The sequence below is a fragment of the Bradyrhizobium sp. S3.12.5 genome (assembly GCF_040548225.1).
In the GTDB taxonomy this organism is placed as follows: Bacteria; Pseudomonadota; Alphaproteobacteria; order Rhizobiales; family Xanthobacteraceae; genus Bradyrhizobium; species Bradyrhizobium cytisi.
Map to the genome: position 1 here is coordinate 247,040 of NZ_JBEPRF010000007.1, position 24,423 is coordinate 271,462.

Genomic DNA, 24,423 nt, shown 5'->3' on the forward strand with positions numbered 1-24,423 from the left:
GCTGCCCGAGGGCCCGGGATGGCTCCGACTGCATCATGCAAAATGTCTCGATTACGGCGGCGCTGATTGCCGGCCTCGTCAGCTTCCTCTCGCCTTGCGTCCTGCCCCTGGTTCCGCCCTATCTGATCTATCTCACCGGCGCCACGATCGAGCATGTCGAAAGCGACGAGCCGGCGACCTCCAAGCGCGCGATCATGATGGCGGCGCTGCTGTTCGTGCTCGGATTCTCGACGGTGTTCGTGGCTCTCGGTGCCAGCGCCTCGCTGGTCGGCGGGCTGATCCGCGCCTGGTCGGCGGAACTGTCGATCCTGGCCGGCATCGTCATCATCATCATGGGCTTGCACTTCCTCGGGCTGACGCGGATCGGCCTGTTGATGCGCGAGGGGCGCCTGACTGCACCAAGACCCGTCGGTCTCTGGGGCGCCTATGTGATGGGCCTCGCCTTCGCCTTCGGCTGGACGCCCTGCATCGGCCCGATCCTCGCCGCGATCCTCTCGATCGCCGCGGCGGAGGCGACGGTGACGAAGGGGGCGGGGCTGCTCGCGGTCTATTCCGCGGGCCTCGGCATACCCTTCCTGATCGCGGCGCTGATGATCGAGCAGTTCTCAAAGCTGTTCGCGCGCATGAAGGGCCAGCTCGTCAATGTCGAGCGCGCCATGGGCGTGTTGATGGTCATCACCGGCGTCGGCTTCCTCACCGGCGCCGTCTCCAATGTGAGCATCTGGCTGCTGGAGACATTTCCGGCGCTGCAGACGATCGGGTAGGCGTTCACCGCTCCTCGTCCAGCGCGCAGATGACCGTGCAGACCACGCCGCGCGGCAGGAAGTCGACCGTTGCCTCGCCGCCGAGCTGGTCGCGCGCGCTGCGCTCGATCAGGCGCGAGCCGAAGCCGCGCTGCACCGGCGCGGTCACCGGCGGGCCGCCAGTCTCGGTCCAGATGAGCCGGAGCCGCGGCTTGGGCGCATCTTCCATGATCTCCCAGTCCAGGGTCACCCGGCCGGTCTCGTTGGACAGCGCGCCGTATTTCGCGGCGTTGGTCGCGATTTCATGCACGATCATCGACAGCACCACGGCAAGCCGCGGTGACAGTGGCACGGTGGGGCCGGCCATCCTGATGCGATCGGGATTGGCGAGCAGGAACGGCTGTAGCGCGCGTGCGATCACGTCTCGCAGCTCCGAGCCCGCCCACTTCTCCTGGCTGAGGAGATTGTGCGCCTCGGCCAGCGCGCAGAGGCGCCCCTCGAATTTGGTCCGCTCGTCGCGGCTGGCGCTGCGAAAAGTCTGCACTGCGATGGCCTGCATCAGCGCCAGCGTATTCTTGACGCGGTGGTTGAGCTCCTCGATCAGCAGATTGTGCAGCATGTCGCCGCGCGCGATCGTGGTCGCCATCCTGACCGCAAAGGTGAGGCCGACCAGCAGCAGCACGCCGCCGATCAGGCTGGTGATCGCGATGTCGCGCCAGAGCGGCGCGATTAGCGAGCTCTCGGTGACGCCGGCGGCGACGGTCCAGCCGGTCAGCCGCGATCGCGCATAGGCCGAGGCGAGGGCCACGCCGTCGAGCGACACGCTCGACAGAACCGCCTCGGGTGCGCGGAACATCGCCTCATAGAGCGACGGCGAAGCCTGCTTGCCGAAGGTCTCGTTCGGATTGGGGGCGCGCGCGAACACGACGCCCTTGCTGTCGAGCAGCGATACCGTCCACTGCTCGTCGGGGCGCTGCCGTTCGACCAGGTGCTGGAAGATGTCGATCGGCGGGCTGAAGGAGAGCGTGTAGACGACTTCGCCGTCACGCAGCACCGGGACTTCGACCGTGACGATCGGGCGCTTCTTGGACGAGCCGGTGAACAGATCGGAAAATTGCGGCGTCTTGCTCGCGAAGACTCGTTCGACGATATCGCGATTGTTGCGCGGCGGCAGGCTCGCCGTGTCGGTCGTCAGCGTCGAGAACAGCTGGTGTCCGGACTTGTCGGCCAGCAGCAGGACGCTGTCCTCGCCATACTGGCTGATGAACCCGACTGCCGAGCGGCGGAAACTGTCGAAGTCGCCCCTGTGCAAGGACTCGCTAAGCGCGAGCACCTGCAGGCCGCCTGTCATCCGCTGTACCTCGGAATCGAGCACGAGGCGCATGCTTCGCACCGTCTCAAGCACCCGGCGCGTCGCGTCGCTGCGGTCCTGGCGATAGTTGGAATAGGCGAGGCCGACGGCGAAAACGATCAACGGCAACATCGTTCCCGTCACCAGGAGAGCGAGCCGGACCGGCAAAGAGAGCTTTGACAACGCAGGCGTCCCGGTTCCAGCGCTGCGACGCCGGATTATGATTTTGTCAAACCATACGGGCAGGATTTGCGCTGCGCCATGATTTTCACATCCGGCGAGCAGGCCAGACAGGATTTTTGCGGCGCAATCGCCGCCGTCTCAACTCATGCTGATGGCGGTGAGCAACAGGCACGTGGCGTACACGATGCGATGTCGCGGGCTTCGCGATGATGCGCGAAGCCCGTTGCAACAAATGTTGGGAGGTCAGAGATTGCTCTCGGTGATCGCGGCATAGACCATGCTGCGCAACTCGCGGCGGAGTGGATAGGCACTCGACGGCAGCACCTGCGTCATGAAGATCGTGATCAGCTCCTCGGCCGGATCGATCCAGAACGAGGTCGTGGCCGCGCCGCCCCAATTATATTCGCCGGGGCTGCCGGCGATCAGTGTCTCCGCCGGGCGCATGGTGACGGCGAAGCCGAGGCCGAAACCGATGCCATTATAGGTTGCCTCGGAGAACAGCGAGCGCGAGACCTCCGGCAGGAAACGTCCGCCCGGAATGTGATTGGTCGTCATCAGTGCCAGTGTCTTCGGCCCGATCAGCCTGACCCCTCCGAGCTCGCCGCCGTTGAGCAGCGCGCGGCAGAAGGTGAGATAGTCGGCGACCGTCGAGCACAGGCCGCCGCCGCCGGAGATGAAGGAGGGCGGCGAGAGGAACGAGCTTTTGGTCGGATCGTCCTGGAGCGTCAGGCCCTCGCGTCGCTGGCCGGCATGGAAGGTCATGCCGCCACCGGGATCGGCGGAATAGCAGGCGGCGAAACGATGCGCTTTCGAGGCCGGCACGTGGAAATCGGTGTCGGTCATGCCGAGCGGATCAAGGATGCGTGTTTTCAGGAACTGCTCGAACGGCATGCCCGAGATCTTTCCGACGAGGTAGCCGAGCACGTCGGTCGAGACCGAGTAGTTCCAGGCCTCGCCCGGCGAGAACTCCAGCGGGATCTTTGCAAGGCTCTCAATCATGGTCTTGAGCGTGCCTGACTTCTCGACCTCGCCGATCTTCTCGGCGCGATAGGCGGCATCGACATTGGAGCGCTGCTGGAAGCCGTAAGTCAGCCCGGAGGTGTGGCGCAGGAGGTCGACGATCAGCATCGGCCGGGACGGCGGCCGGGTCAGGAAGGCCGGCGAGGTGCCGGCGACGAACACGCCGAGATCCTTCCATTCCGGGATGTATTTGGCGACGGGCTCGTCGATCGCGACCAGGCCTTGCTCGACCAGCATCATGAAGGCGATGCTGGTGAGCGGCTTGGTCATGGAATAGATGCGGTAGATGGTGTCGTCCTTGACCGGCGCCTTGCGCTCGATATCGGCAAAGCCCTGGACCGAACTGTGAGCGACCTTGCCGCGGCGATAGACCAGCAGATGCGTGCCCGGGAAGCGGCCGGCATCGATGTAGCGGTTCTTCAGGTGTGCATCGACGCGGTCGAGCGCGGCCTTGGACATGCCGACGGATTCGGGTGAGGCGGGGGTAGGGGCGAGCATCAGTTCCTCCGGGCAGTTTCTGCAGGAGGTAATAGCCGAAATTGGGACCCCATTCCAAGCGGGTCGCGCTTAACGCAAGCCCACCGACTGGTGTAGGCTCCAGTCTGGAACGCCTCCAGGGAGCCCCAAGGACTTTTGATGGGCCCAACGAGAAAAATGCAAGGCAAACGCATCATGACCCAGTTCAACGAGACCGAACTCACCGAAGCCGTCGTCCGGAGCTTTGACCAGACACCGAATCCGCGTGCGAAATTCCTGCTCCAGGAATTGATGAAGTCGCTGCACGATTACGTAAGCAAGACCGGTCTCACTTTCGAGGAATGGGAATACGCCATCGATTTCCTGACCCGCACCGGCCAGAAATGCACCGACACCCGTCAGGAGTTCATCCTGCTTTCCGACGTGCTCGGCGTCTCCATGCTGGTCGATGCCGTCAACCACCGCGACCGCGATGGTGCGACCGAGACCACGGTGCTCGGCCCGTTCTATGTCGGCGAGCACAAGATCACCGCTCATGGCACCGATATCTCGCCGAATAATCTCACCGGCGAGCGGATGTTCGTGCAGAGCCGCGTCACCGATCTCAAGGGCGAGCCGCTCGCCAATGTCCCCGTCGACGTCTGGCATGCCGACGATGACGGGTTCTACGATTCACAGAAGGCGAATTACGACGAGGTCGGCGCCTCGGCGCGGGCGCGTTTCATCACCGACGCCGACGGCCGCTTCTTCTTCCGCACCATTCTGCCGTGCAGCTATCCGATCCCGACGGATGGGCCGGTCGGCGAGATGATCGTGCAGACCAAGCGCCACCCGATGCGCCCGGCGCATGTGCACTTCCTGGTCAACGCCAAGGGCTACGAGCCGCTGATCACCCACGTCTTCATGGACGGCGACAAATATCTCGATTCCGACGTGGTGTTCGGGGTCAAGGACGACCTCGTCGCCAAGGTCGAGCCGCGCAACGACCTTGAGATGCCCGACGGCAGCAAGGCAAGCGGACAGTGGCACCTGATGACCTACGAATTCCATCTCAAGCCGGGCGGCGGCATGGCGCCGAAGCCGCTTGGGACGAAGGCGGCGGAGCCGGCCTGACGGCCCTGCCGGGCGCGCCGCTTCTCACCTCCCGATATAGGCCGCCAGCTCGTCGGGCGTCCCCATCGGAAAGGCCTCCTTCATAAAGTCGAGGAAGGCGGATACGCGCGCGCTCAAGAGCCGGCGCGATGGATAGGGCGTCCACAGCGCGATCTCTGGTCCGTCGACGTCGCCCCAATGCACCAGCGTGCCGGCGGCGAGGTCGTGACTGACCAGTGACACGGGAAGGCGTGCGGCGCCGACGCCCGCCCGGACCGCATCGCGGACCATGACGAGCGATGACAGGCGAAGCACCGGATCAACCGCGATGCGCGATCTTCCAGTTGGCACCGTCACTTCCCAGGTGGTCAGCTGGTCGCCCGCTCCGCGCATGACAGCCGGCACAGCGAGATAGTCCCTCGGTCGCTTCAGCTCCGGGCTCGCCACGATCACCAGCCGGTCGCGCAGAAAGATTCGTCCGACGAGGCTTTCATCCGGATCCGGATTGACCCGGATGACCAGGTCGTAGCCTTCCTCCACCATGTCGACGCTCCGGTCTTCCGTCGTGACCTCAAGGCGGACCTCCGGACATCTAAGCGCGAACCTGGCCGCGAGCTTCCCCATCGCAGTCTGCGAGAACAGCAAAGGCGCGCTGATCCGCAACCTGCCTCGCGGGCTTTCCCCACCCGAAGCGATCGCTGCCGCCGTCTCGTCGAGCTCGGTGAGCAATGCCCCCGTTCGCTCGAAAAGGGCCCGTCCTTCCTGGGTGAGCTTCAGGGCGCGCGCTCCGCGCTCGAACAGGCGCAGGTCGAGGCTGCTCTCCAGTTCCGCGACCCGGCGGGACAGGGTCGCCTTCGGCCGCCCAGCGGCACGTGCGGCCCGTCCGAACCCTCCGTGCCGGGCGACGAGATTGAAGTCAGCGAGGGCGAGGAGGTCCATGGGTTCCACCAGTGGGACAGAAGGTCTAAATATAGCGTCTATCGGGCCAGATGTGGATCGCTAGTTTCCGGAGTGTCTTTTGACCCCAACCGGAGTGACCCCCATGACCATCCTCGTTACCGGCGCAACCGGCACTGTCGGCCGCCAAGTTGTCGAACAACTGGTGAAGCGCGGCGCCGATGTTCGTGCTCTCGTCCGCGATCCCGCGAAGGCCAATTTCCCGACAGGCGTCATCGTCGCGCAGGGCGACCTGCTCGATGTCGACTCCTTGCGCGGCGCGTTGTCAGGCGTATCCACCCTGTTCCTGCTCAACGCAGTGGTGGCAGATGAATTCACGCAGGCGCTGATCGCGCTCAACCTGGCGCGCGAGGCGGGCGTCGAGCGGATCGTCTACCTGTCAGTGATCCACAGCGATCTCTACGTGAACGTGCCGCACTTCGCGGGCAAGTTCGGTGTCGAGCGGATGATCGAGCAGATGGGCTTCAACGCCACCATCCTGCGGCCGGCCTACTTCATGAACAACGATCTCACGATCAAGGACGTCGTGCTCGGACATGGTGTCTATCCGATGCCGATCGGTAGCAAGGGGCTCGCCATGATCGATGCGCGCGACATCGGTGAGATCGCAGCCATCGAGCTGATCCGCCGCGAGCGGGCCACCGGGCCGCTCCCGCTTGACCGGATCAATCTCGTCGGTCCGGACACGCTGACCGGCGCGGATATCGCCGCCATCTGGTCGGAGGTGCTGGGCCGCACGATCGCCTATGGCGGCGACGACGCCGGCAGATTCGAGCAGAATCTCAGACAGTTCATGCCGGGCTGGATGGCCTACGACATGCGGCTGATGTGCGAGCGATTCCTGACGGACGGCATGATTCCCGACGCTGGCGACGTCGAGCGTCTGACCGCGCTCCTGGGCCGTCCCCTGCGTTCCTATCGCGACTTCGCCTCCGAGATCGCGGCGTCGGCCTGAGGGCAGGGGCGATACCCGACAACGACAACAAGGATGCAATCGCCAGCGCAGGCGTCCCGCCTCGAGGTAGCTACCATGCAAAATTCTGAAACCGACGACATCCGGACTGCCCCACCGAAGATACTGGTTCTTGGAGCGACCGGCGCTACTGGCCGTCTGATCGTCAGCCAGGCGGTGGCGCGAGGGTACGACGTCACCGTGCTCGTGCGTTCTGCCGAGAAGGCGCGTGATCTCAAGGGGGCGAAGCTCATTGTCGGAGACGCCCGTGACGAAAAAGTGCTGCGCCAGGCGCTCAAGGGCCGTGACGCCGTCGTAAGCGCGCTGGGCACACCGGCAAGCCCGTTCCGAGAGGTGACGCTTCTCTCGACAGCGACGCGCGCGCTCACGAGCGCAATGCAGATCGAGCAAGTCTCACGTCTGGTCTGCATCACGGGAATGGGAGCCGGTGACAGTGTCGGGCACGGCGGTTTTCTTTTCGACAAGCTGATTTTCCCGCTGCTCCTGCGCAGAGTGTACGCCGACAAGGATCGTCAGGAAGCGATCGTGAGAGACAGCGGCCTCGATTGGGTTCTGGTTCGCCCCTCCGTCCTGAACAACAAGCCGAGCCGCGATACGATCCGGGCGCTCACGGATCTATCCAACTTCCATGGCGGAGGCATATCGCGAGAAGACGTTGCGAGGTTCGTCTTGGACCAGCTGCGCGCTGATGCCTGGCTGCATCGTTCTCCGTTGGTCACATGGTGAAGGCGGCCGACCCGGCCTGATCCAGACCGGCCCTGCTAGCGCGCGTGCAGCAGGGCGAGCAGGACGACGACGGCGCAGGCCAGGACCACCGTGGTCAGTTTCCAGAACAGAAGCGGATTGCGCTCGATCAGGGGCGTGGTCCGCGTGCTGAGGTAGGCGGGGTTCGGGATTCTGAGCTCGTAGGTGAATTCGGACACATCCTCGTGGCGCTTGTTGGGATCCGGATGCAGCGCCTTGCGTAGCGCGCCGTCGATCCAGACCGGGACGGCGCGGTCGTCATGGCTGGCCGGACGGTATCTGAGCTTCCACGCGTCCGATCGTCCTCTGATACGGCCGACCTGGGCGCCGTAAGGCAGCTCTCCGGTCAGCATCTGGTAGCAGATGGTCGCCAGCGAGAACATGTCCGATCGGGGAGAGCCGCCTTCGCCAAGGAAGTATTCTGGCGCTGTGTACTGCACCGTGCCGAGGATTTCGGTGTTGTCCGGTGCCGCCTCGGCGACGCCGGCGACCTTGACCGCACCAAAGTCGATGATCTTCGCGGTGCCGGTCCTGTCGATCAGGACGTTGTCTGGTCGCAGATCCTGATGCAGCATTTCCATGCGATGGAAGGCGCGCAGGCCCGCGGCGATCTGGTCCACGATGCCGCGCACGGTCTCGAGGTCGGGGCGAGGATTGTCCAGCATCCACTGCCGTAGCGTCTGCCCCTCGATGAACTCGGTCGCGACATAGACATAGTTACGCCGCTTCGACCGCGAGCGGGGCTTCAGGACGTGCGGGCTGTCAATCCGTCGCGCGATCCATTCCTCCATCAGGAACCGCTTCAAATAGGCGGGATCGTCGCGAAGATCGATCGAGGGGATCTTCAGCGCGACCGTCTCCTCAGTCTCGGTGTCGACCGCGAGATAGATGTGGCTGCGGCTGCTGGCGTGAATCTCGCGGACGATACGATAGCCGTCAAACAGCGCCCGCGGCTCCGGCAGCGGTGGCGGCGGTAGCTCGGCCGTGCCGCCAAAAATGTCGGATGAGCCGGTCGGCGGCACTTCGTCGATGCGCAGGATCTGGACGGTGATGTTGTCGTCGCTGCCGCGCCGATAGGCTTCCTCGACGATGGATTTCGCCGCTCCATCGAGATCGTCCGCGTGCGTCGCGAGCGCGGTCCGGACGAAGCGATGATCGACGAACTCGTAGGCACCGTCGGTGGCCAGCAGGAAGATGTCGCCCTGCTCGATCTGGAGCGCCTGGTAGTCGATTTCGATTTGCGGGTTGATGCCGAGCGCGCGGCCGAGATAGGTCTGTTCCGACGAGACGATGACGCGGTGATCGTCGGTGAGCTGCTCGAGCGCCTTGCCGGCGACGCGGTAGATCCGGCAATCGCCGACGTGAAAGATATGGGCCATGGTCGATTTGACCACCATGGCTGTGAAGGTGCAGACATAGCCCTTGTCGCGATCATAGGCGTATTGGCTACGGCGCGTCTCGGCGTGGAGCCATGAATTCGTGGCTTCCAGCACGCGTCGCGCCGAGGTCTTCACCGTCCAGGACTCGGGCGTGCAGTAATAGTCGGTCAGGAAACTCTTGACCGCGGATTCGCTCGCCACCTGGCTCACCGCGCTGCTCGAGATGCCGTCGGCCAGGACGACGGCAATCCCCTTCAGGCCTAACAGCGGCTCCGCCGGGATGAGGGCGCCGTGAAAGTCCTGATTGACCGGCTTGCGCCCCCTGTCGGAGTGCTGCCCGATCGAAATTCGCAAGCCCCGGTCCATCCTCGCCACCAATGCAAAGGGAGCCTCACCTTATCAGGCGAGGCTCCCTTTGTTGACGATCAGGCCGCGGCGCGGGTCTGCGCCTTCGCACCCGGTTCGCGCTTCGGCTTCGTCAGCACATGCGTCGCGTACAGCGTCAGTCCGGTGAAGGCGAGGCCGCCCACGAGGTTACCCAGCACGGTCGGGATCTCGTTCCAGATGAAATAGTCCATGATCGAGAACTTGGCATGGAGCATCAGGCCTGAAGGGAACAGGAACATGTTCACCACGGAATGCTCGAACACCATGTAGAAGAACACCAGGATCGGCATCCACATCGCGATGACCTTGCCCGGCACAGTCGTGGAGATCATCGCGCCCACGACGCCGGTCGAGACCATCCAGTTGCAGAGCATGCCGCGGATGAACAGCGTCGCCATGCCGGCGGCGCCATGTGCCGCGTAGCCGAGCGTTCGGCCTTCACCGATATTGCCGATGGCCGCGCCGACCTTGTCCGGGTCCTGCGTGAATCCGAACGTCGTCACGAAAGCCATCATGAAGGCCACCGTGAGGGCGCCGGCGAAATTGCCGATGAAGACGAGGCCCCAGTTCCGCAAGACGCCGCCGAGCGTGACCCCCGGCCGCTTGTCGATCAGCGCGAGCGGCGCGAGCACGAACACGCCGGTCAGAAGGTCGAAGCCCAACAGATAGAGCATCGAGAATCCGACCGGAAACAGCAGTGCGCCGATGATCGGCTGGCCGGTGTTGACGTTGATCGTGACGGCGAACCAGGCGGCGAGTGCCAGGATGGCGCCGGCCATGTAGGCGCGGATGACCGTATCCCTGGTGGACATGAAGATCTTGGATTCGCCTGCGTCCACCATCTTGGTGACGAATTCCGAAGGTGCGAGATACGACATCAACAGCTCCTTTGCTCATGTGCATGATCGACCCGGTCCGTGCCGGATCGACGCCTTTGTCAGACCAGTGAGCTTTCGCGCCCCGTGGGATTGGGGCGCGTACCGGAAAGCGACATCGACATGCGCAAGGGATAGCGTCACGATGACCGCGCCTTGGCGGACCAGCGAATAGGCTTCCCAGTGGCCTTCGGTGGCTTCGCGCTCCGGCTCACTGTCAGTCATCGTTGACTAGGCAGAGTGGAAGCAATCGATGTGCCAGATGATCCGGCACGGCAGGCTGCATTCCGAGCCCAAATTTGCTCGTGCTGGAAGGGGATAGCCCTTCTGGAGAACATCGCGTCCGACCGCCGCCGCGGCGGGCTGGCGCGAAAACGGGCTCCTGCCCAACTCTTGTGCGACGCACAATCAACGGGCGAATCCGCATTCAAGAAATGAGCGGCCAGCAAATTTTTGATGCAATTATAGGCGTGATTATATTTTAAGCAATTAGATAAGGCTTTGTAATTATTCTTCTTTCTTGCGCTGGCCGACTTGGCATGGAGCTTGAATTAAGCGTCTCGACGCCATCGACGCCGTCACCGAGCAATCATTCAAATCGTGACACCGCCGAAAACGGGGGGCTTCCCCGAGCGTGCATCTTTGCGCCCCGCGTCAGTCGGTGTCCCGCTTCCTAGTGAAAGGGACTTTTCCAATGAAGGAAGGCAATCCGAAGTGGATTTCTGACTGGCGCCCCGAAGATGAGGCGTTCTGGAATGCGAGCGGCAAAGTCGTCGCCCGGCGTAATCTGATCTGGTCGATCGTCGCTGAGCACATCGGCTTCTCCGTCTGGCTGATCTGGAGCATCGTCGCGACCAAGCTGCCGCAGGCGGGCTTCCATTACTCGACCGACGAACTGTTCCAGCTCGTGGCTGTGCCGGGCCTGATCGGCGCCTTGATGCGCTTTCCTTATACGTTCGCGGTCACCACGTTCGGCGGGCGCAACTGGACGATTTTCAGCGCAGCCGTGCTGTTCATCCCGACTCTGGCGCTTGCGTATTTCGTCGGTCAGCCCGAAACGCCGTTCTGGCTGATGCTGCTGATCGCGTCGACGGCCGGTCTCGGTGGTGGCAATTTCGCCTCCAGCATGACCAACATCTCCTTCTTCTTTCCTGACCGGATGAAGGGTTGGGCACTCGGCCTGAACGCGGCCGGCGGCAATATCGGCGTCTCCAGCGTGCAGCTGCTGACGCCGATCCTGATGACGCTCGCCGTCATCAACCTGTTCCAGGCAGCGCCGGTCGGCGGCGTCTATCTCCAGAATGCCGGCCTGATGTGGGTGCTGCCGATCGCGATCGCGGTGATCGGCGCGGTGTTCTTCATGAACAACCTGACCTCGGCCAAGTCGTCGATCAAGAACCAGCTTGCGATCGTCAAGCGCAAGCACACCTGGATCATGGCCATCATCTACATCGGGACGTTCGGCTCGTTCATCGGCTACTCCGCCGCGTTTCCGCTGCTGATCAAGACTCAGTTTCCCACGGTCACGATCTCGATCGCGTTCCTTGGTCCGCTGGTCGGCTCGTTGTCGCGTCCGTTCGGCGGCTGGCTCGCCGACAAGGTCGGCGGCTCCATCATCACCTTCTGGAATTTCATCGCGATGGCGGCGGCCACGATCGGCGTGCTGTATTTCGTCGGAGAGAAGGACTTCACCGGCTTCCTCGCGATGTTCCTGATCCTGTTCCTGACGACGGGCATCGGCAACGGCTCGACCTATCGCATGATCCCATCGATCTTCCGCGAGGAGAACCTGTTCAAGGTGCGCGGCAAGGGCGATGGGGCGCGCGCTCTCGCGCTGAAGACCGCGAGCATCGAGAGCGGTGCGGCTGTCGGCTTCATCGGCGCGGTCGGTGCGGTTGGCGGTTATCTGATCCCGAGCAGCTTCGGCAAGTCGATCGCGATGACGGGCGGACCGCAGGTCGCGCTCGCCATCTTCCTCGCGTTCTATGCGATCTGCCTCGGAATGACCTGGTGGTTCTACCTGCGTCGTAGCCCGCAGGCGGAAGGCGCGCCAAGCCTCGCCGAAGCGCGCGTGTAATCGCGCGTCACGAAACTCGCTTCTCCCCGCACGCGGGGAGAAGCCGCTCTGATGACGTTTGATCCATGAACTTTCTCCGCAACGGCGCGGACAAAGGCAGACCGAAACAGACAGGAAACCATCATGACACCTCAGCAGATCGCCCTCGTGCAGCAAAGCTTTTCCAAGGTCGCGCCGATTTCCGAAGCAGCTTCGCAGCTGTTCTACGACCGCTTGTTCGAAGTGGCGCCGTCCGTGCGTGCGATGTTTCCCGAGGACATGACCGAGCAGCGCAAGAAGCTGATGGGCATGCTGGCTGCTGTCGTCAGCGGCCTGTCGAATCTCGAGACGATTCTTCCCGCGGCCTCGGCGCTCGCCAAGCGTCACGTCGCCTATGGCGCCAAGGCCGAGCACTATCCCGTGGTCGGCGCGACCTTGCTCTGGACCCTGGAGAAGGGCCTCGCCGAGGCCTGGACGGGCGAACTCGCAACCGCCTGGACCGACGCCTATGGCGTGCTGTCCGGCTACATGATTTCCGAAGCCTACGGCGCACAGTCGCAGGCCGCCGAATAGGAGATGCCTTGTGAGTGAACCGCTGGTCATCGTCGGTAACGGTATGGCGGCCGCGCGTCTGGTCGATGAACTCGCCAAGACTGCGCTCGGCCGCTACGCGGTTGCCGTTATCGGCGATGAGCCGCGGCTCGCTTACAATCGCGTGCTGCTCTCCTCCGTGCTGGCCGGCGAGACCGGCTCGCACGAGATTGAGCTCCGCCCGGCGGACTGGTGGCGCCATCGCGGTGTCACCGTGCGCTATGGCTATCGCGTCACCGAGATCGACACTGGCCGCCGCGAGCTCAAGATCGCCGGCGAAGAGAGCATGGAATATTCCAAGCTTGTGCTCGCCACGGGATCGACGCCGCTGCGGCTCAACGTGCCGGGCGCCGATCTCGCCGGTGTCCATACCTTTCGCGACACGCGCGATGTCGACCTGTTGCTGACGCTGGCGGCCGCGAAGAAGCGCGTCGTAGTGGTCGGCGGCGGCCTGCTCGGGCTTGAGGCAGCCTACGGCCTTGCGAAGGCCGGCGCGCCCGTGACGCTTCTCCATCTGATGGACCGGCTGATGGAGCGCCAGCTCGATGGGCCGGCCGCCGATCTGCTCAAGACGCTGGTCGAGCGCAAGGGCATCCACATTATGCTCAATGCCTCGACCGCCCGCATCCATGGCGAGCGCCATGTCGAGGCCGTCGAGCTTGCCGACGGTAGCCGCATCGAGGCCGACGCCGTGATCTTCGCCGCCGGCATCAGGCCCAACATTGCGCTGGCCAAGGAGGCCGGCATCGCGGTCAACCGCGGCGTCGTCGTCAATGACGAGATGCAAACCGCATCGCCCGACATTTACGCGCTCGGCGAGTGCGCGGAGCATCGCGGCACCTGCTACGGCCTGGTCGAGCCGGCTTATGAGCAGGCGCGCGTCTTGGCGCGGCATCTCGGCGGCCAACCCGCCGCCTATCAGGGCAGCGTGGTCTCGACCAACCTCAAGGTCTCCGGCGTCAGCGTGTTTTCCGCCGGCGACTTCATGGGCGGCGAGGGCAGCGAGAGCCTCGTGCTGACCGACCGCAGGCGCGGTACCTACAAGAAGCTTGTCATTGCCGACGGATGCCTCACCGGCGCCGTCCTGATCGGCGATACCACGGATGCGCTCTGGTATCTCGAGCTGATCCGCACTCGCGAGAAGATCGCCGGGATTCGCGCGGACATGATGTTCGGCCGCGCGCTCGCGTTTCCGTCCAAGGCGGCGTGAAGGAGACGGCTTGACATGACGGCGATCGACCCCAGCCTCCGCACCACCAAGACGACCTGTCCCTATTGCGGCGTCGGCTGCGGCGTGCTCGCAACGCCCGACGGCGCGGGTGGCGCTGCGATTGCGGGTGATCCCGATCATCCCGCGAGTTTCGGCCGGCTGTGCTCGAAAGGCTCTGCGCTCGGCGAGACCGTCGGACTCGAGAGCCGGCTGCTGTATCCGATGATCCGCTGCAAGGGCGTGCTGGAGCGCGTTGCCTGGAGCGATGCGCTCGATCACGTCGCCCATCGGATGCAGCACATCGTCGCGCGCGACGGTGCCGATGCGGTCGCGTTCTATCTTTCGGGCCAGCTCCTCACCGAGGATTATTACGTCGCCAACAAGCTGATGAAGGGCTTTGTCGGCACCGCCAATGTCGACACCAATTCGCGGCTCTGCATGTCGTCCTCGGTCGCCGGCCACCGCCGTGCCTTCGGCGCCGACACCGTGCCCGGCTGCTACGAGGATCTCGACCAGGCCGATCTGCTCGTCTTTGTCGGCTCGAATGCGGCCTGGTGCCACCCGGTGCTGTTCCAGCGCATGGTGAAGAACCGGCAGGAGCGCGGCGCGCGCATGATTGTGATTGATCCGCGCCGCACCGATACCGCGAGCGACGTCGATCTGTTCCTCGGCCTCAAGCCCGGCACCGACACCGCGCTGTTCTCGGGCCTGTTCGTCCATCTCGCCGACAGCGGCGCACTGGATCAGGAGTATATCGCTCGGAACACGTCGGGCCTTGATGATGCGCTGACGCGCGCGCGCAGCATCGCCGGCAGCGTCACCGCGACCGCGCTGGCGACCGGCCTTTCGGAGCAGGACGTCGCCGCGTTCTTCAGGATGTTTCGCGACACCGAGCGCGTCGTCACGCTCTATTCGCAGGGCGTCAACCAGTCGGCGCAGGGCACCGACAAGGTCAACGCGATCCTGAATTGCCATCTCGCGACGGGGCGCATCGGCAAGCTCGGTGCTTCGCCGTTCTCGCTCACCGGCCAGCCCAACGCGATGGGCGGCCGCGAGGTCGGCGGCCTCGCCAACCAGCTCGCGGCGCACATGAACTTCACGCCGCCCGACATCGACCGTGTCAGGCGGTTCTGGAAAGCGCCGCGCATCGCCACCCATGAAGGGCTGAAGGCGGTGCAGCTGTTCGAGGCGATCAACCGCGGCGAGGTCAAGGCGCTCTGGGTGATGGGCACCAATCCCGCGGTGTCGCTGCCCGATGCGGATCTCGTGCGCGAGGCGCTGAAGAAGCTCGAGCTGTTCGTGGTGTCCGAGAACGTGCTCTCCAACGACACGGTCGAGGCCGGCCCGCACGTGCTGCTGCCGGCACTGGCCTGGGGCGAGAAGTCGGGCACGGTGACCAATTCCGAGCGCCGCATCTCCCGCCAGCGCTCGTTCCTCCCCGCACCCGGCGAGGCGCGCCCCGATTGGTGGATCCTCAGCGAGACCGCAAAACGCCTCGGCTTCGGCGACGGATTCAATTACAAATCCGCCGCCGAGATTTTCCGCGAGCATGCCGCGCTCTCGGCGTTCGAGAACAACGGCAGCCGCGATTTCGACATCGGCGCGCTGACGTCGCTGTCCGACGAGGACTTCGACGCCTTGAAGCCCGTGCAATGGCCGGCGCGCGAGGGCGAGGCGCCGGGCGAGCGCTTCTTCGCGACTGGCGGCTTCTTCACCAATGACGGCAAGGGCCGCTTCGTCGCGCCGGAGGTGCCGGCACTGCGCAGCGAGACAGGACCGTCGCGTCCCCTGCGGCTCAACACGGGACGCATCCGCGACCAGTGGCACACCATGACGCGCACGGGGCTGAGCAAGCGGCTCGGCGCGCATCTGCCTGAGCCCTTCGTCGAGATCCATCCCGACGACGCCAACAAATACGGCATCGTCCATGACGGCTATACCCGCATCGCCACCGATTACGGCCAGTGCATCTTGAAGGCCGTCGTCAGCGAGCGGCAGCAGCGCGGCACGCTGTTCGCGCCGATCCACTGGAGCGCGATGAATGCCTCGCACGGCCGCGTCGGTGCGCTGGTCGCGCCGTTCACCGATCCGTTCTCCGGACAGCCGGAGTCGAAGGCGACGCCGGCTGCGATCGCGCCGTATGAATACGTCTTCCGCGGCTTTGTGCTGTCGCGCAAGCAGCTCGATCTGCCGCCGAATCTGTTGTGGACCCGCGCGACCGTCGCCGGCGGCTTCGGCTATCTCTTCGCCGACAATGCGGATCTGTCGCGCTGGCCGGCCTGGCTCGATGGCCTCGCCGGTGACGACGTGGCCGAGTACCGCGATTTCGGCGGCGGCGTCTACCGCGCGGCCTCGTTCGCGGGCGATCGCATCGAGGCCTGCCTGTTCGTCGGCCCCGCGCATGATGCCGGCGACTGGGAGGTGGTGAAGAGCGTTTTCGCGGCCGATCATGTCACCGACGATCAGCGCCGCATGCTGCTATCAGGCAAATCCAGCGAAGGAGCCGCGGCGACCGGCCCGATCGTCTGCGCCTGCTTCGGCGTCGGCCGCGGCACCATCTGCGACACCATCGCGAGCGGTGCCCGCACCGCCGCCGAGATCGGCGCCAAGCTCAAGGCCGGCACCAATTGCGGCTCCTGCATCCCCGAGCTGAAGCGGCTGATTGCGACGACCGAGGTGGCCCCGGCGAAGCAGGTAAAGGTCGCGGGCGCGGCGGGGTAGACGGCGCTCTTTCCATCGTCATTGCGAGCACAGCGAAGCAATCCAGGGTCTTCCCGCGGAGGGATTCTGGATTGCTTCGTTGCGCTTGCAATGACGGTGTTGATGCAGCTGTACACGAATTTTTGCGATGACATCCGCAGCAATCGACGGCCGCGCCGTTGTGCCCTATCGTGCCTGCCGTCCAACACCTTGCTGTCGTCAGTGAACTGAACTCTTGAGCTCCGTGGTAGTTGCTTGGACGAGAGATCGGCATCGGAGACGAACATGAACGCAAAACCCTTCGGCAGGACCGGCGCCAATGTCTCCGTGATCGGGCAGGGCACCTGGTATCTCGACCATGGCGATCGCAAACGTGCGGTCGCGGCGCTGCAACGCGGGCTCGATCTCGGCATGACCCATATCGACACCGCGGAGATGTATGGCGATGCCGAGCTCGTCATTGCCGATGCGATCGCGGGCCGCCGGGATGACGTGTTCCTCGTGTCGAAGGTGCTGCCGAGCAACGCCTCGCGTCGCGGCACCATCACCGCTTGCGAGCGCTCGCTGAAGCGGCTGAAGACGGACCGTCTCGATTGCTATCTGCTGCACTGGCGTGGCTCGTATGACCTTGAAGACACCGTCGCCGCGTTCGAGGAACTGGTGAAGGCCGGCAAGATCAAGTCCTGGGGCGTCTCCAATTTCGACGCCGCCGATCTCGACGAGATCCTCGACGTTTCCGGCGAAGGCAAGATCGCCTGCAATCAGGTGCTCTATCATCTCAAGGAGCGCGCGATCGAGCACGCGGTGATCCCGTGGTGCGAGCGGCATGGCGTCGCGGTCGTCGCCTATTCGCCGTTCGGACACGATGATTTTCCCGATGAGCGCAGCAAGGGCGGCGCCGTGCTCGCGCGCATCGCGGCGGCGCGTCGCGCGACGCCGCGTCAGGTCGCGCTGAGCTTCCTCACCCGTGCGACTACGGTGTTCGCGATTCCCAAGGCGTCGTCCGCGGAACACGCCAGCGAAAATGCGGCCGCTGGCGATCTCGTGCTGACGAAAGAGGAGATTTCAGCGCTGGATGCGGCGTTTCCGCGCGGTCCGAAGCCACATGGCCTGCCTATGCTGTAGTGCACAAAAGCCTATTATTAATGGAGTATTGACACGCGCGGACGTGAGCGCATATCGGCATCCTGTTTTCGGAAGTTGTGAAAGCGGCGCATTTGTCGTTTTTTACGACCGTTCCCGAATCGTCGTTTTCCCAGGTTCCAGCCGTGACACCGCCGCCCGCCGCAGCCGCAAGGCTCGACAGTATTTCCATGCCCGTGCCGGAGAAGAAGCAGCAGACGCGCCGCGCGCCTGCGCGCGTCGATCATCCCTTCAAGGGCATCGCGCTGGTGTTGCTGTCGACGGTGTTTCTCGGCTGCTCCGACGTCACCGCGAAATATCTCTCGACGAGCCTGCCGTCGATCGAGATCACCTGGATCCGCTTCGTCACCTTCGCGTTGATGTTCACGCCGGTGATGCTGCCGGGCTCGCCACTACATGCGATGCGCACCGAACGTCTCGGGCTGCAATTGATGCGCGGCGTCGTGCTGCTCGGCTCCTCGCTGTTCTTCATCACCGGCTTGCGTTTCCTCCCCATCGCAGAAGCCTCGGCCACCGGCTTCGTCTCGCCGCTGTTCGTCACCGCGCTGTCGATCATCTTCCTCAGCGAGAAGGTCGGCATGCGTCGCTGGATCGCGACCGCGATCGGGCTGATCGGTGTGATGATCATCCTGCGGCCGGGCTCGAGCGCGTTCCACATCGCTGCGTTCTTCCCGATCGTCTCGGCGTTCTGCTGGGCTGCCGCGCTGATCATGACGCGCTTGATGAGCGGGCGGGAAGCCGTGCTCACCACGATGGCGTATTCGGCTCTCACCGGCGTTGCGATCCTCAGCATCATGGTGCCGTTCGTCTGGGTCACGCCGACCTGGACGGGCATCGGGCTCGGCATCGTGATCGGTCTTGCCTCAACGATCGGCCAGTGGATCGTCGTGCTCGCCTATCGTTATGGCGATGCCTCGGTGCTGGCGCCGTTCTCCTACACGCAGCTGCTGTGGGTCAGCATTCTGGGCTTCTTCCTGTTCGGCGAGCTGCCTGATGTCTGGACCGTCACCGGCGCGGCCTTCATCGTCGCCAGCGGTCTCTACATCGCCCATCGCGAACGCATCCGCCGCGCCCAGCTGCTGGTGCTGGAAGAGCGTTCCCCGAACCCCTGACGCAAGTTCACACGTCCTGCTTCGTGCTATCAACGGCTCCAACGAACAGGGAGGAGCCGGATGCGCGCTGCGATTTTCAGGAATGGTGAGATTGTCGTCGACCGGATGGCCGAACCGAAGCCCGGCCCCGGCCAGGTGCTGGTCAAGACGCTTGCCTGCGGCATCTGCGGCTCCGACCTGCACGCGCGCCAGCACGCGCCGCGGATGGTGGAGATGGCGAAGAAGACCGGGCGAACGCCGATGGATCTGTCGCGCGATGTCGTCTTTGGCCACGAGTTCTGCTGCGAGATCGTCGACTATGGCCCCGGCACCGCGCGCAAGCTCAAGCCCGGCACGCATGTGTGCTCGCTGCCCGCCCTGCTGACGCCGGAAGGCATCAAGGGCATCGGCTATTCCAACGACTTTGTCGGCGGCTATGCGGAAGCGATGCTGCTCAGCGAGCCGTTGCTGCTGGAGGTGCCGAACGGCCTTGCGCCGGAACATGCCGCGTTGACCGAGCCGCTCGCGGTCGGCGTTCACGCCGTCGCAAAAGCCAATATCAGTGGCGGCGAAGTGCCGCTCGTGATCGGCTGCGGGCCGGTCGGGCTCGCGGTGATCGCAGCTCTGAAGATCAAGGGGCTGCATCCGATCGTCGCGGCCGATTATTCGCCGGCGCGGCGCGCGCTTGCAGCTCAGCTCGGCGCCGATATCGTCGTCGATCCCCTGACGTCGCAGCCCTATGCGACCTGGGCCGAGCACGCGCAGATGTCGGAGGCGGAGAAGGCGGCGCGGCCGCCGCTCCAGGCCATGCTGCCGGCGCTGAAGCCCGCGGTCATCTTCGAATGCGTCGGTGTGCCCGGCCTGCTGCAGCAGGTGTTCGAAGGCGCGCCGCGCGATGCCAGGATCGTCGTGGTCGGCGTCTGCATGGAGAGCGACAGATGCGAGCCTATGCTCGGCATCATGAAGGAGCTCAACGTCCAGTACGTGCTCGGCTACACGCCGGAGGAGTTTTCGGGGTCGCTGCGCCTGATCGCCGAAGGGCAGGTGGATGCCGCGGCGATGGTGACGGCGGGGTAGCCATCGACGGCGTCGCCAAGGCGTTCGCCGATCTCGCCAATCCCGAGGCGCACACCAAGATCATCGTGCAGCCGTGGCGATAACGGTGTCGTAGGGTGGGCAAGGGCGCAAAGCGCCGTGCCCACCATGCGTCCACGTCCGTGGTAAGAATGGTGGGCACGCTACGCTTTGCCCACCCTACGAGACCTTCGTCAGTATTTCGAAGGCACGTACATCTCCGGCGGGATCGGACCGCGGTGATAGTCGGGATTGCGCACGCGCGGCGGCAGCACCACCGGAGCGCGACCAACTTCCTGATAGGGGATCTGGCTCAAGAGATGCGCAATGCAGTTGAGGCGCGCGCGCTTCTTGTCGACGGCGTCGACGATCCACCATGGCGAGTCCGGCAGATGCGTGTGCTCCAGCATCGTCTCCTTGGCCTTGGTGTACGCCTCCCAGCGGCTGCGGGCCTCGACGTCCATCGGGCTCAGCTTCCACTGCTTCAAGGGATCCTTGATGCGCATGGTGAAGCGGAACTGCTGCTCGTCGTCAGTGATGGAGAACCAGTATTTGACCAGGATGATGCCGGAGCGGATCAGCATCCGTTCGAACTCCGGCACCGTCTGGAAGAACTCCTGGTACTGCTCGTCGGTGCAGAAGCCCATCACGCGTTCGACGCCGGCGCGGTTGTACCAGCTGCGGTCGAACAGCACCATCTCGCCGCCGGCCGGCAGGTGCGACACATAGCGCTGGAAATACCATTGCGTGCGCTCGCGCTCGCTCGGCGCCGGAAGCGCCGCGACGCGGCAGATGCGGGGATTGAGGCGCTGGGTGATGCGCTTGATGACGCCGCCCTTGCCGGCGGAGTCGCGGCCTTCGAACAGCACGACGACCTTCTTCTTCTCGCTCTGCACCCAGTCCTGGAGCTTGACCAGCTCGGCTTGAAGCCGGAGCAGCTCCCGGAAATAGAGCCGGCGATCGACCGTCGGGTTGAGAACGTCGGTCTCGTCCAGCAACTCGTCGAGCCTGGAGTCGTCCAGCTCCATCTCCAGCTCCTCGTCGAGATCGTCGGCCATCTCCTGGATGATGCGCTCGCGCTTGGCGGTCTGGGAGGTGCGGTCGGATGCAGTCATGGGTCTCTCTCTCGGGCCAAGGATGCCTGTCACCCGCGACCATCGACGGGGTTTATTGCGTCCATGTGACACCGGTGGCCGGCAGGGGCGTCAGACCGGCAGCGCGATCGAATATTTGACCTGGCTGAGCGCAAAGCTCGACTCGATCGAGGCGATGCCGTCGAGCCGGGTTAGCTTGGTCTTGAGGAAGATCTCGTAGGAGGCAAGGTCGGCCGCCACCACGCGCAGGAGGTAGTCGCGGTTGCCGGTCATCAGATAGCATTCCAGCACCTCGTCCCATTTCGATATTGCGCGGGCAAAGCGGTTGAGGTCTTCCTCCTTCTGCCGCGCGAGCTTGATCGAGATGAAGACGCTGACATGCAGGCCCAGCGCCTTCTGGTCGACGGTTGCGATGTAGCGCGAGATGACCCCGCGCTCCTCCAGGAGCTTGACCCGGCGATGGCAGGGCGAGACCGAGAGCCCGACCTTGTCGGCAAGCTGCTGCATGGTCAGTCGGCTGTCGGTCTGGAGAGAGCTGAGGATTTTGCGGTCGATGGCGTCGAGTTCGGGCATTGGAATGGAACCTATGTTTGGCTGGCTGTCATTGGTAAATTATCCCAATATTTGGGCGTACGGCGCGAAAAATTGAGAAGTTTGGCGCCGCCCGCAGGCGTATCATCTTCCGACCTGTTTTCCGGGAGCATTGCCATGCCCGTTGATTCCGCCCGTCTCGACACATTGACCGCGCTGGCCCGCAAGGCGCTGTGGTTGTCGTCATGGACCATCCACCACGCCAACCACGTCCGGTCGAACACGGATGGACTGAAGGTCGGCGGACATCAGGCCTCCTCGGCCTCGCTCGCCACCATCATGTCGGCGCTGTATTTTAGCGTGTTGCGGCCTGAGGACCGCGTCGCGGTGAAGCCGCATGCGAGCCCGGTGTTCCACGCCATCCAGTATCTGTTCGGCCGGCAGAGCCGCGAGAAACTGGAGAATTTTCGCGGCTTCAAGGGCGCGCAGTCCTATCCCTCGCGCACCAAGGACGTCGACGACGTCGATTTCTCGACCGGCTCGGTCGGCCTCGGCGTCGCGCAGACGCTGTTCGCCTCGCTGGTGCAGGACTACGTCAAGGCGCATGGCTGGATGAAGGATCGCCGCGAGGGGCGGATGATCGCGCTGGTCGGCGACGCCGAGATGGACGAGGGCAACATCTTCGAGGCCCTGGCCGAAGGCTGGAAGCACGGCCTGCGCAACACCTGGTGGGTGGTCGACTACAACCGCCAGTCGCTCGATGCCGTGGTGCGCGAAGGTCTCTGGGAAAAGTTCGAGACCATGTTCCGCAATTTCGGCTGGGACGTGGTCATCGTGAAATACGGTCGCCTGATGCGCGAGGCCTTTGCCGAGCCCGGCGGCGAGGCGTTGAAGCGCTGGATCGACAATTGCCCGAACGCGCTCTATGCGGCGCTGTGCTTCCAGGGCGGCGCGTCCTTTCGCAAGCATTTGCATGACGAGATCGGCGACCAGGGGCCGATCACAAAGCTGATCGACAAGCGCAGCGACGATGAGCTCTTGGCGCTGATGTCGAATCTCGGCGGCCACGACATGGCAAGCATGCTGGAGGCGTTCGAACAGATCGATCACGATCGCCCGGTCTGCTTCATCGCCTACACCATCAAGGGTGTCGGCCTGCCGTTCCAGGGCCACAAGGACAATCACGCCGGCCTGATGACGGTCGCGCAGATGGAGAAATATCGCGAGAGCCAGAACATCCGCCCCGGCCACGAATGGGACAAGTACGAAGGCCTCACGCAAAGTGCCGCCGAGCTCGACGCCTTCCTCGCGCGCGTGCAGTTCAACAAGGACGGCCGCCGGCTGACGGCGCCCGTCGTCGAGGTGCCGCAGCAGCTGGCGTTCAAGCCCTCGCCGCAGATGTCGACGCAGCAGGGCTTTGGCCTCGTGCTGAACGAGATCGCGCGCGGCGACAGCGAGCTAGCACAACGGATCGTCACGACCTCGCCCGATGTCACGGTCTCGACCAATCTCGGTCCGTGGGTGAACCGGCGTGGCCTGTTCGCGCGCGGTGAGAAGGCGGATTTATTCCGCAGCGAAAAAATTCCGTCCACCTTCAATTGGGACTTCTCGCCCAAGGGACAGCATCTCGAGCTCGGCATCGCCGAGATGAACCTGTTCATCATGCTCTCGGCGCTCGGCCTGTCGCACCAGATCAACGGCGCGCGGCTGTTGCCGGTCGGCACGCTCTACGATCCCTTCATCGAGCGCGGTCTCGATGCGCTGAACTACGCCTGCTACCAGGATGCACGCTTCATGGTGGCGGCGACGCCGTCAGGCATCACGCTCGCGCCGGAGGGCGGTGCGCACCAGTCGATTGCGACGCCGCTGATCGGCATGGCGCAGGATGGGCTCACCTCGTTCGAGCCGGCCTTCGTCGACGAGCTCGCCGTGATCATGGGGTGGGGCTTTGAGCACATGCAGCGCGATCCCGGTGAGGGCGGTTCCGTGTACCTGCGGCTCTCGACGCGCTCGATCGAGCAGGCGCAGCGGATCATGACGCCGGAGCTGCAGCAGGGCATCACCGATGGCGCCTACTGGCTGCGCAAGCCGGGCCCCAATGCCGAACTCGTGATCGCCTATACCGGCGCGGTCGCGCCCGAAGCGATCGAGGCGACCGGCTTCATCGGCGAGAGCCGGCGCGACATCGGCCTGCTTGCGATTACCTCGGCGGATCGCCTGCATTCCGGGTGGACTGCCGCGCGAAAATTGCGGCGCGACCGGCGCGGCGTGCAGCACCTCAGCCATATCGAAAAACTGCTGGCGCCACTGCCGCGCGATTGCGGCATCGTGACTGTGATCGACGGCCATCCGTCGGCGCTCGGCTGGCTCGGCAGCGTCCGCGGCCACCGCGTCGAGGCGCTCGGCGTCGAGCAGTTCGGGCAGACCGGCACCATCGCGGACCTTTATCGGCACTATGGCATCGATGCGAATGCGATCATCGATGCGGCGGAAAGCCTCACCACCGGCGCGCCGGTGCTACATCGTAAAATGGCGGTGTAGTCGACGTAACCTGGTTGTCATTCCGGGGCGACGCGTAGCGTCGAGCCCGGAATCCATTGCGCCTCAGTTCAGGTGGTGCAATGGATTCCGGGCTCACGACTTTGTCGCGCCCCGGAATGACATCTGAGGGAGCCTTGCCACGTTCCCGCCATCGGCTCATATAACCTCCGTCCGCCGCAACGCTGGCCCCGCATATGGCGGGTTCAATTGC

19 protein-coding genes are annotated in these 24,423 nt (G+C 64.3%); 12 read left to right on the top strand and 7 right to left on the bottom strand.

Annotated elements, in window-relative coordinates; genetic code table 11:
* Positions 1 to 35 precede the first annotated feature (35 nt).
* Positions 36 to 764: a cytochrome c biogenesis CcdA family protein gene (locus ABIC09_RS12605; RefSeq protein WP_354109450.1), complete on the top strand. Its 729-nt coding sequence runs from the start codon at positions 36 to 38 to the stop codon at positions 762 to 764.
* A gap of 4 nt (positions 765 to 768) precedes the next feature.
* Here the strand turns inward: ABIC09_RS12605 and ABIC09_RS12610 are convergent, their stop codons facing one another.
* Positions 769 to 2,226, bottom strand: coding sequence for a sensor histidine kinase (locus ABIC09_RS12610; RefSeq protein ID WP_354084573.1), 1,458 nt, complete (start codon positions 2,224 to 2,226; stop codon positions 769 to 771).
* Positions 2,227 to 2,520: 294 nt separating this feature from the next.
* On the bottom strand, positions 2,521 to 3,795 hold the full coding sequence (locus tag ABIC09_RS12615; RefSeq protein ID WP_354109451.1) for a serine hydrolase domain-containing protein: 1,275 nt from the start codon (positions 3,793 to 3,795) through the stop codon (positions 2,521 to 2,523).
* Positions 3,796 to 3,969: 174 nt separating this feature from the next.
* Here ABIC09_RS12615 and ABIC09_RS12620 point away from each other — a divergent pair, with 174 nt between their 5' ends.
* A complete protein-coding gene (locus ABIC09_RS12620) occupies positions 3,970 to 4,887 on the top strand; it encodes an intradiol ring-cleavage dioxygenase (RefSeq protein ID WP_354031694.1) in 918 nt (305 codons plus the stop codon).
* A gap of 24 nt (positions 4,888 to 4,911) precedes the next feature.
* On the opposite strand, the gene ABIC09_RS12625 is transcribed toward ABIC09_RS12620, so the two are convergent.
* Positions 4,912 to 5,805: a LysR family transcriptional regulator gene (locus tag ABIC09_RS12625; protein ID WP_354109452.1), complete on the bottom strand. Its 894-nt coding sequence runs from the start codon at positions 5,803 to 5,805 to the stop codon at positions 4,912 to 4,914.
* 103 nt (positions 5,806 to 5,908) lie between these two features.
* Between ABIC09_RS12625 and ABIC09_RS12630 the strand changes: the two genes are divergently transcribed.
* Together ABIC09_RS12630 and ABIC09_RS12635 are read left to right on the top strand one after the other, a co-directional pair.
* On the top strand, positions 5,909 to 6,778 hold the full coding sequence (locus tag ABIC09_RS12630; protein WP_354109453.1) for an SDR family oxidoreductase: 870 nt from the start codon (positions 5,909 to 5,911) through the stop codon (positions 6,776 to 6,778).
* A gap of 75 nt (positions 6,779 to 6,853) precedes the next feature.
* Positions 6,854 to 7,522, top strand: a complete 669-nt coding sequence (locus ABIC09_RS12635; RefSeq protein ID WP_354109454.1) for an NAD(P)-dependent oxidoreductase — start codon at positions 6,854 to 6,856, stop codon at positions 7,520 to 7,522.
* Positions 7,523 to 7,557: 35 nt separating this feature from the next.
* Here the strand turns inward: ABIC09_RS12635 and ABIC09_RS12640 are convergent, their stop codons facing one another.
* Complete coding sequence (locus ABIC09_RS12640) at positions 7,558 to 9,285, bottom strand: bifunctional protein-serine/threonine kinase/phosphatase (protein WP_354109455.1); 1,728 nt, start codon at positions 9,283 to 9,285, stop codon at positions 7,558 to 7,560.
* 59 nt (positions 9,286 to 9,344) lie between these two features.
* Positions 9,345 to 10,184, bottom strand: coding sequence for a formate/nitrite transporter family protein (locus tag ABIC09_RS12645; RefSeq protein ID WP_148748995.1), 840 nt, complete (start codon positions 10,182 to 10,184; stop codon positions 9,345 to 9,347).
* Between the two features lie 691 nt (positions 10,185 to 10,875).
* Here ABIC09_RS12645 and ABIC09_RS12650 point away from each other — a divergent pair.
* The 7 genes from ABIC09_RS12650 to ABIC09_RS12680 all read left to right on the top strand — a co-directional run bounded on the left by ABIC09_RS12650 (position 10,876) and on the right by ABIC09_RS12680 (position 20,049).
* Positions 10,876 to 12,258 (top strand): MFS transporter, encoded by a 1,383-nt coding sequence (locus tag ABIC09_RS12650; RefSeq protein WP_148748994.1) that lies wholly within the window; start codon positions 10,876 to 10,878, stop codon positions 12,256 to 12,258.
* Positions 12,259 to 12,381: 123 nt separating this feature from the next.
* Positions 12,382 to 12,810, top strand: coding sequence for a globin family protein (locus tag ABIC09_RS12655; protein WP_354031699.1), 429 nt, complete (start codon positions 12,382 to 12,384; stop codon positions 12,808 to 12,810).
* A 10-nt stretch (positions 12,811 to 12,820) separates the two neighbouring features.
* A complete protein-coding gene (locus ABIC09_RS12660; RefSeq protein WP_354109456.1) occupies positions 12,821 to 14,038 on the top strand; it encodes an NAD(P)/FAD-dependent oxidoreductase in 1,218 nt (405 codons plus the stop codon).
* A 15-nt stretch (positions 14,039 to 14,053) separates the two neighbouring features.
* Complete coding sequence (locus ABIC09_RS12665) at positions 14,054 to 16,759, top strand: molybdopterin-dependent oxidoreductase (RefSeq protein WP_354109457.1); 2,706 nt, start codon at positions 14,054 to 14,056, stop codon at positions 16,757 to 16,759.
* Between the two features lie 264 nt (positions 16,760 to 17,023).
* Positions 17,024 to 17,863, top strand: coding sequence for an aldo/keto reductase (locus ABIC09_RS12670; RefSeq protein ID WP_148748989.1), 840 nt, complete (start codon positions 17,024 to 17,026; stop codon positions 17,861 to 17,863).
* A gap of 188 nt (positions 17,864 to 18,051) precedes the next feature.
* A complete protein-coding gene (locus ABIC09_RS12675) occupies positions 18,052 to 18,993 on the top strand; it encodes a DMT family transporter (RefSeq protein WP_354109503.1) in 942 nt (313 codons plus the stop codon).
* A 60-nt stretch (positions 18,994 to 19,053) separates the two neighbouring features.
* Complete coding sequence (locus tag ABIC09_RS12680; RefSeq protein ID WP_354109458.1) at positions 19,054 to 20,049, top strand: zinc-binding dehydrogenase; 996 nt, start codon at positions 19,054 to 19,056, stop codon at positions 20,047 to 20,049.
* Positions 20,050 to 20,240: 191 nt separating this feature from the next.
* On the opposite strand, the gene ppk2 is transcribed toward ABIC09_RS12680, so the two are convergent.
* Both ppk2 and ABIC09_RS12690 read right to left on the bottom strand, forming a co-directional pair.
* A complete protein-coding gene (ppk2, locus tag ABIC09_RS12685) occupies positions 20,241 to 21,161 on the bottom strand; it encodes a polyphosphate kinase 2 (RefSeq protein ID WP_187434594.1) in 921 nt (306 codons plus the stop codon).
* A 90-nt stretch (positions 21,162 to 21,251) separates the two neighbouring features.
* Positions 21,252 to 21,713 carry an Lrp/AsnC family transcriptional regulator gene (locus ABIC09_RS12690; RefSeq protein WP_354084329.1) on the bottom strand — a complete coding sequence of 154 codons (462 nt, stop codon included), beginning with the start codon at positions 21,711 to 21,713 and terminating at the stop codon, positions 21,252 to 21,254.
* Positions 21,714 to 21,848: 135 nt separating this feature from the next.
* On the opposite strand from ABIC09_RS12690, the gene ABIC09_RS12695 reads away from it, so the two are divergent.
* Complete coding sequence (locus ABIC09_RS12695) at positions 21,849 to 24,212, top strand: thiamine pyrophosphate-binding protein (RefSeq protein WP_354109459.1); 2,364 nt, start codon at positions 21,849 to 21,851, stop codon at positions 24,210 to 24,212.
* Positions 24,213 to 24,423: the final 211 nt, after the last annotated feature.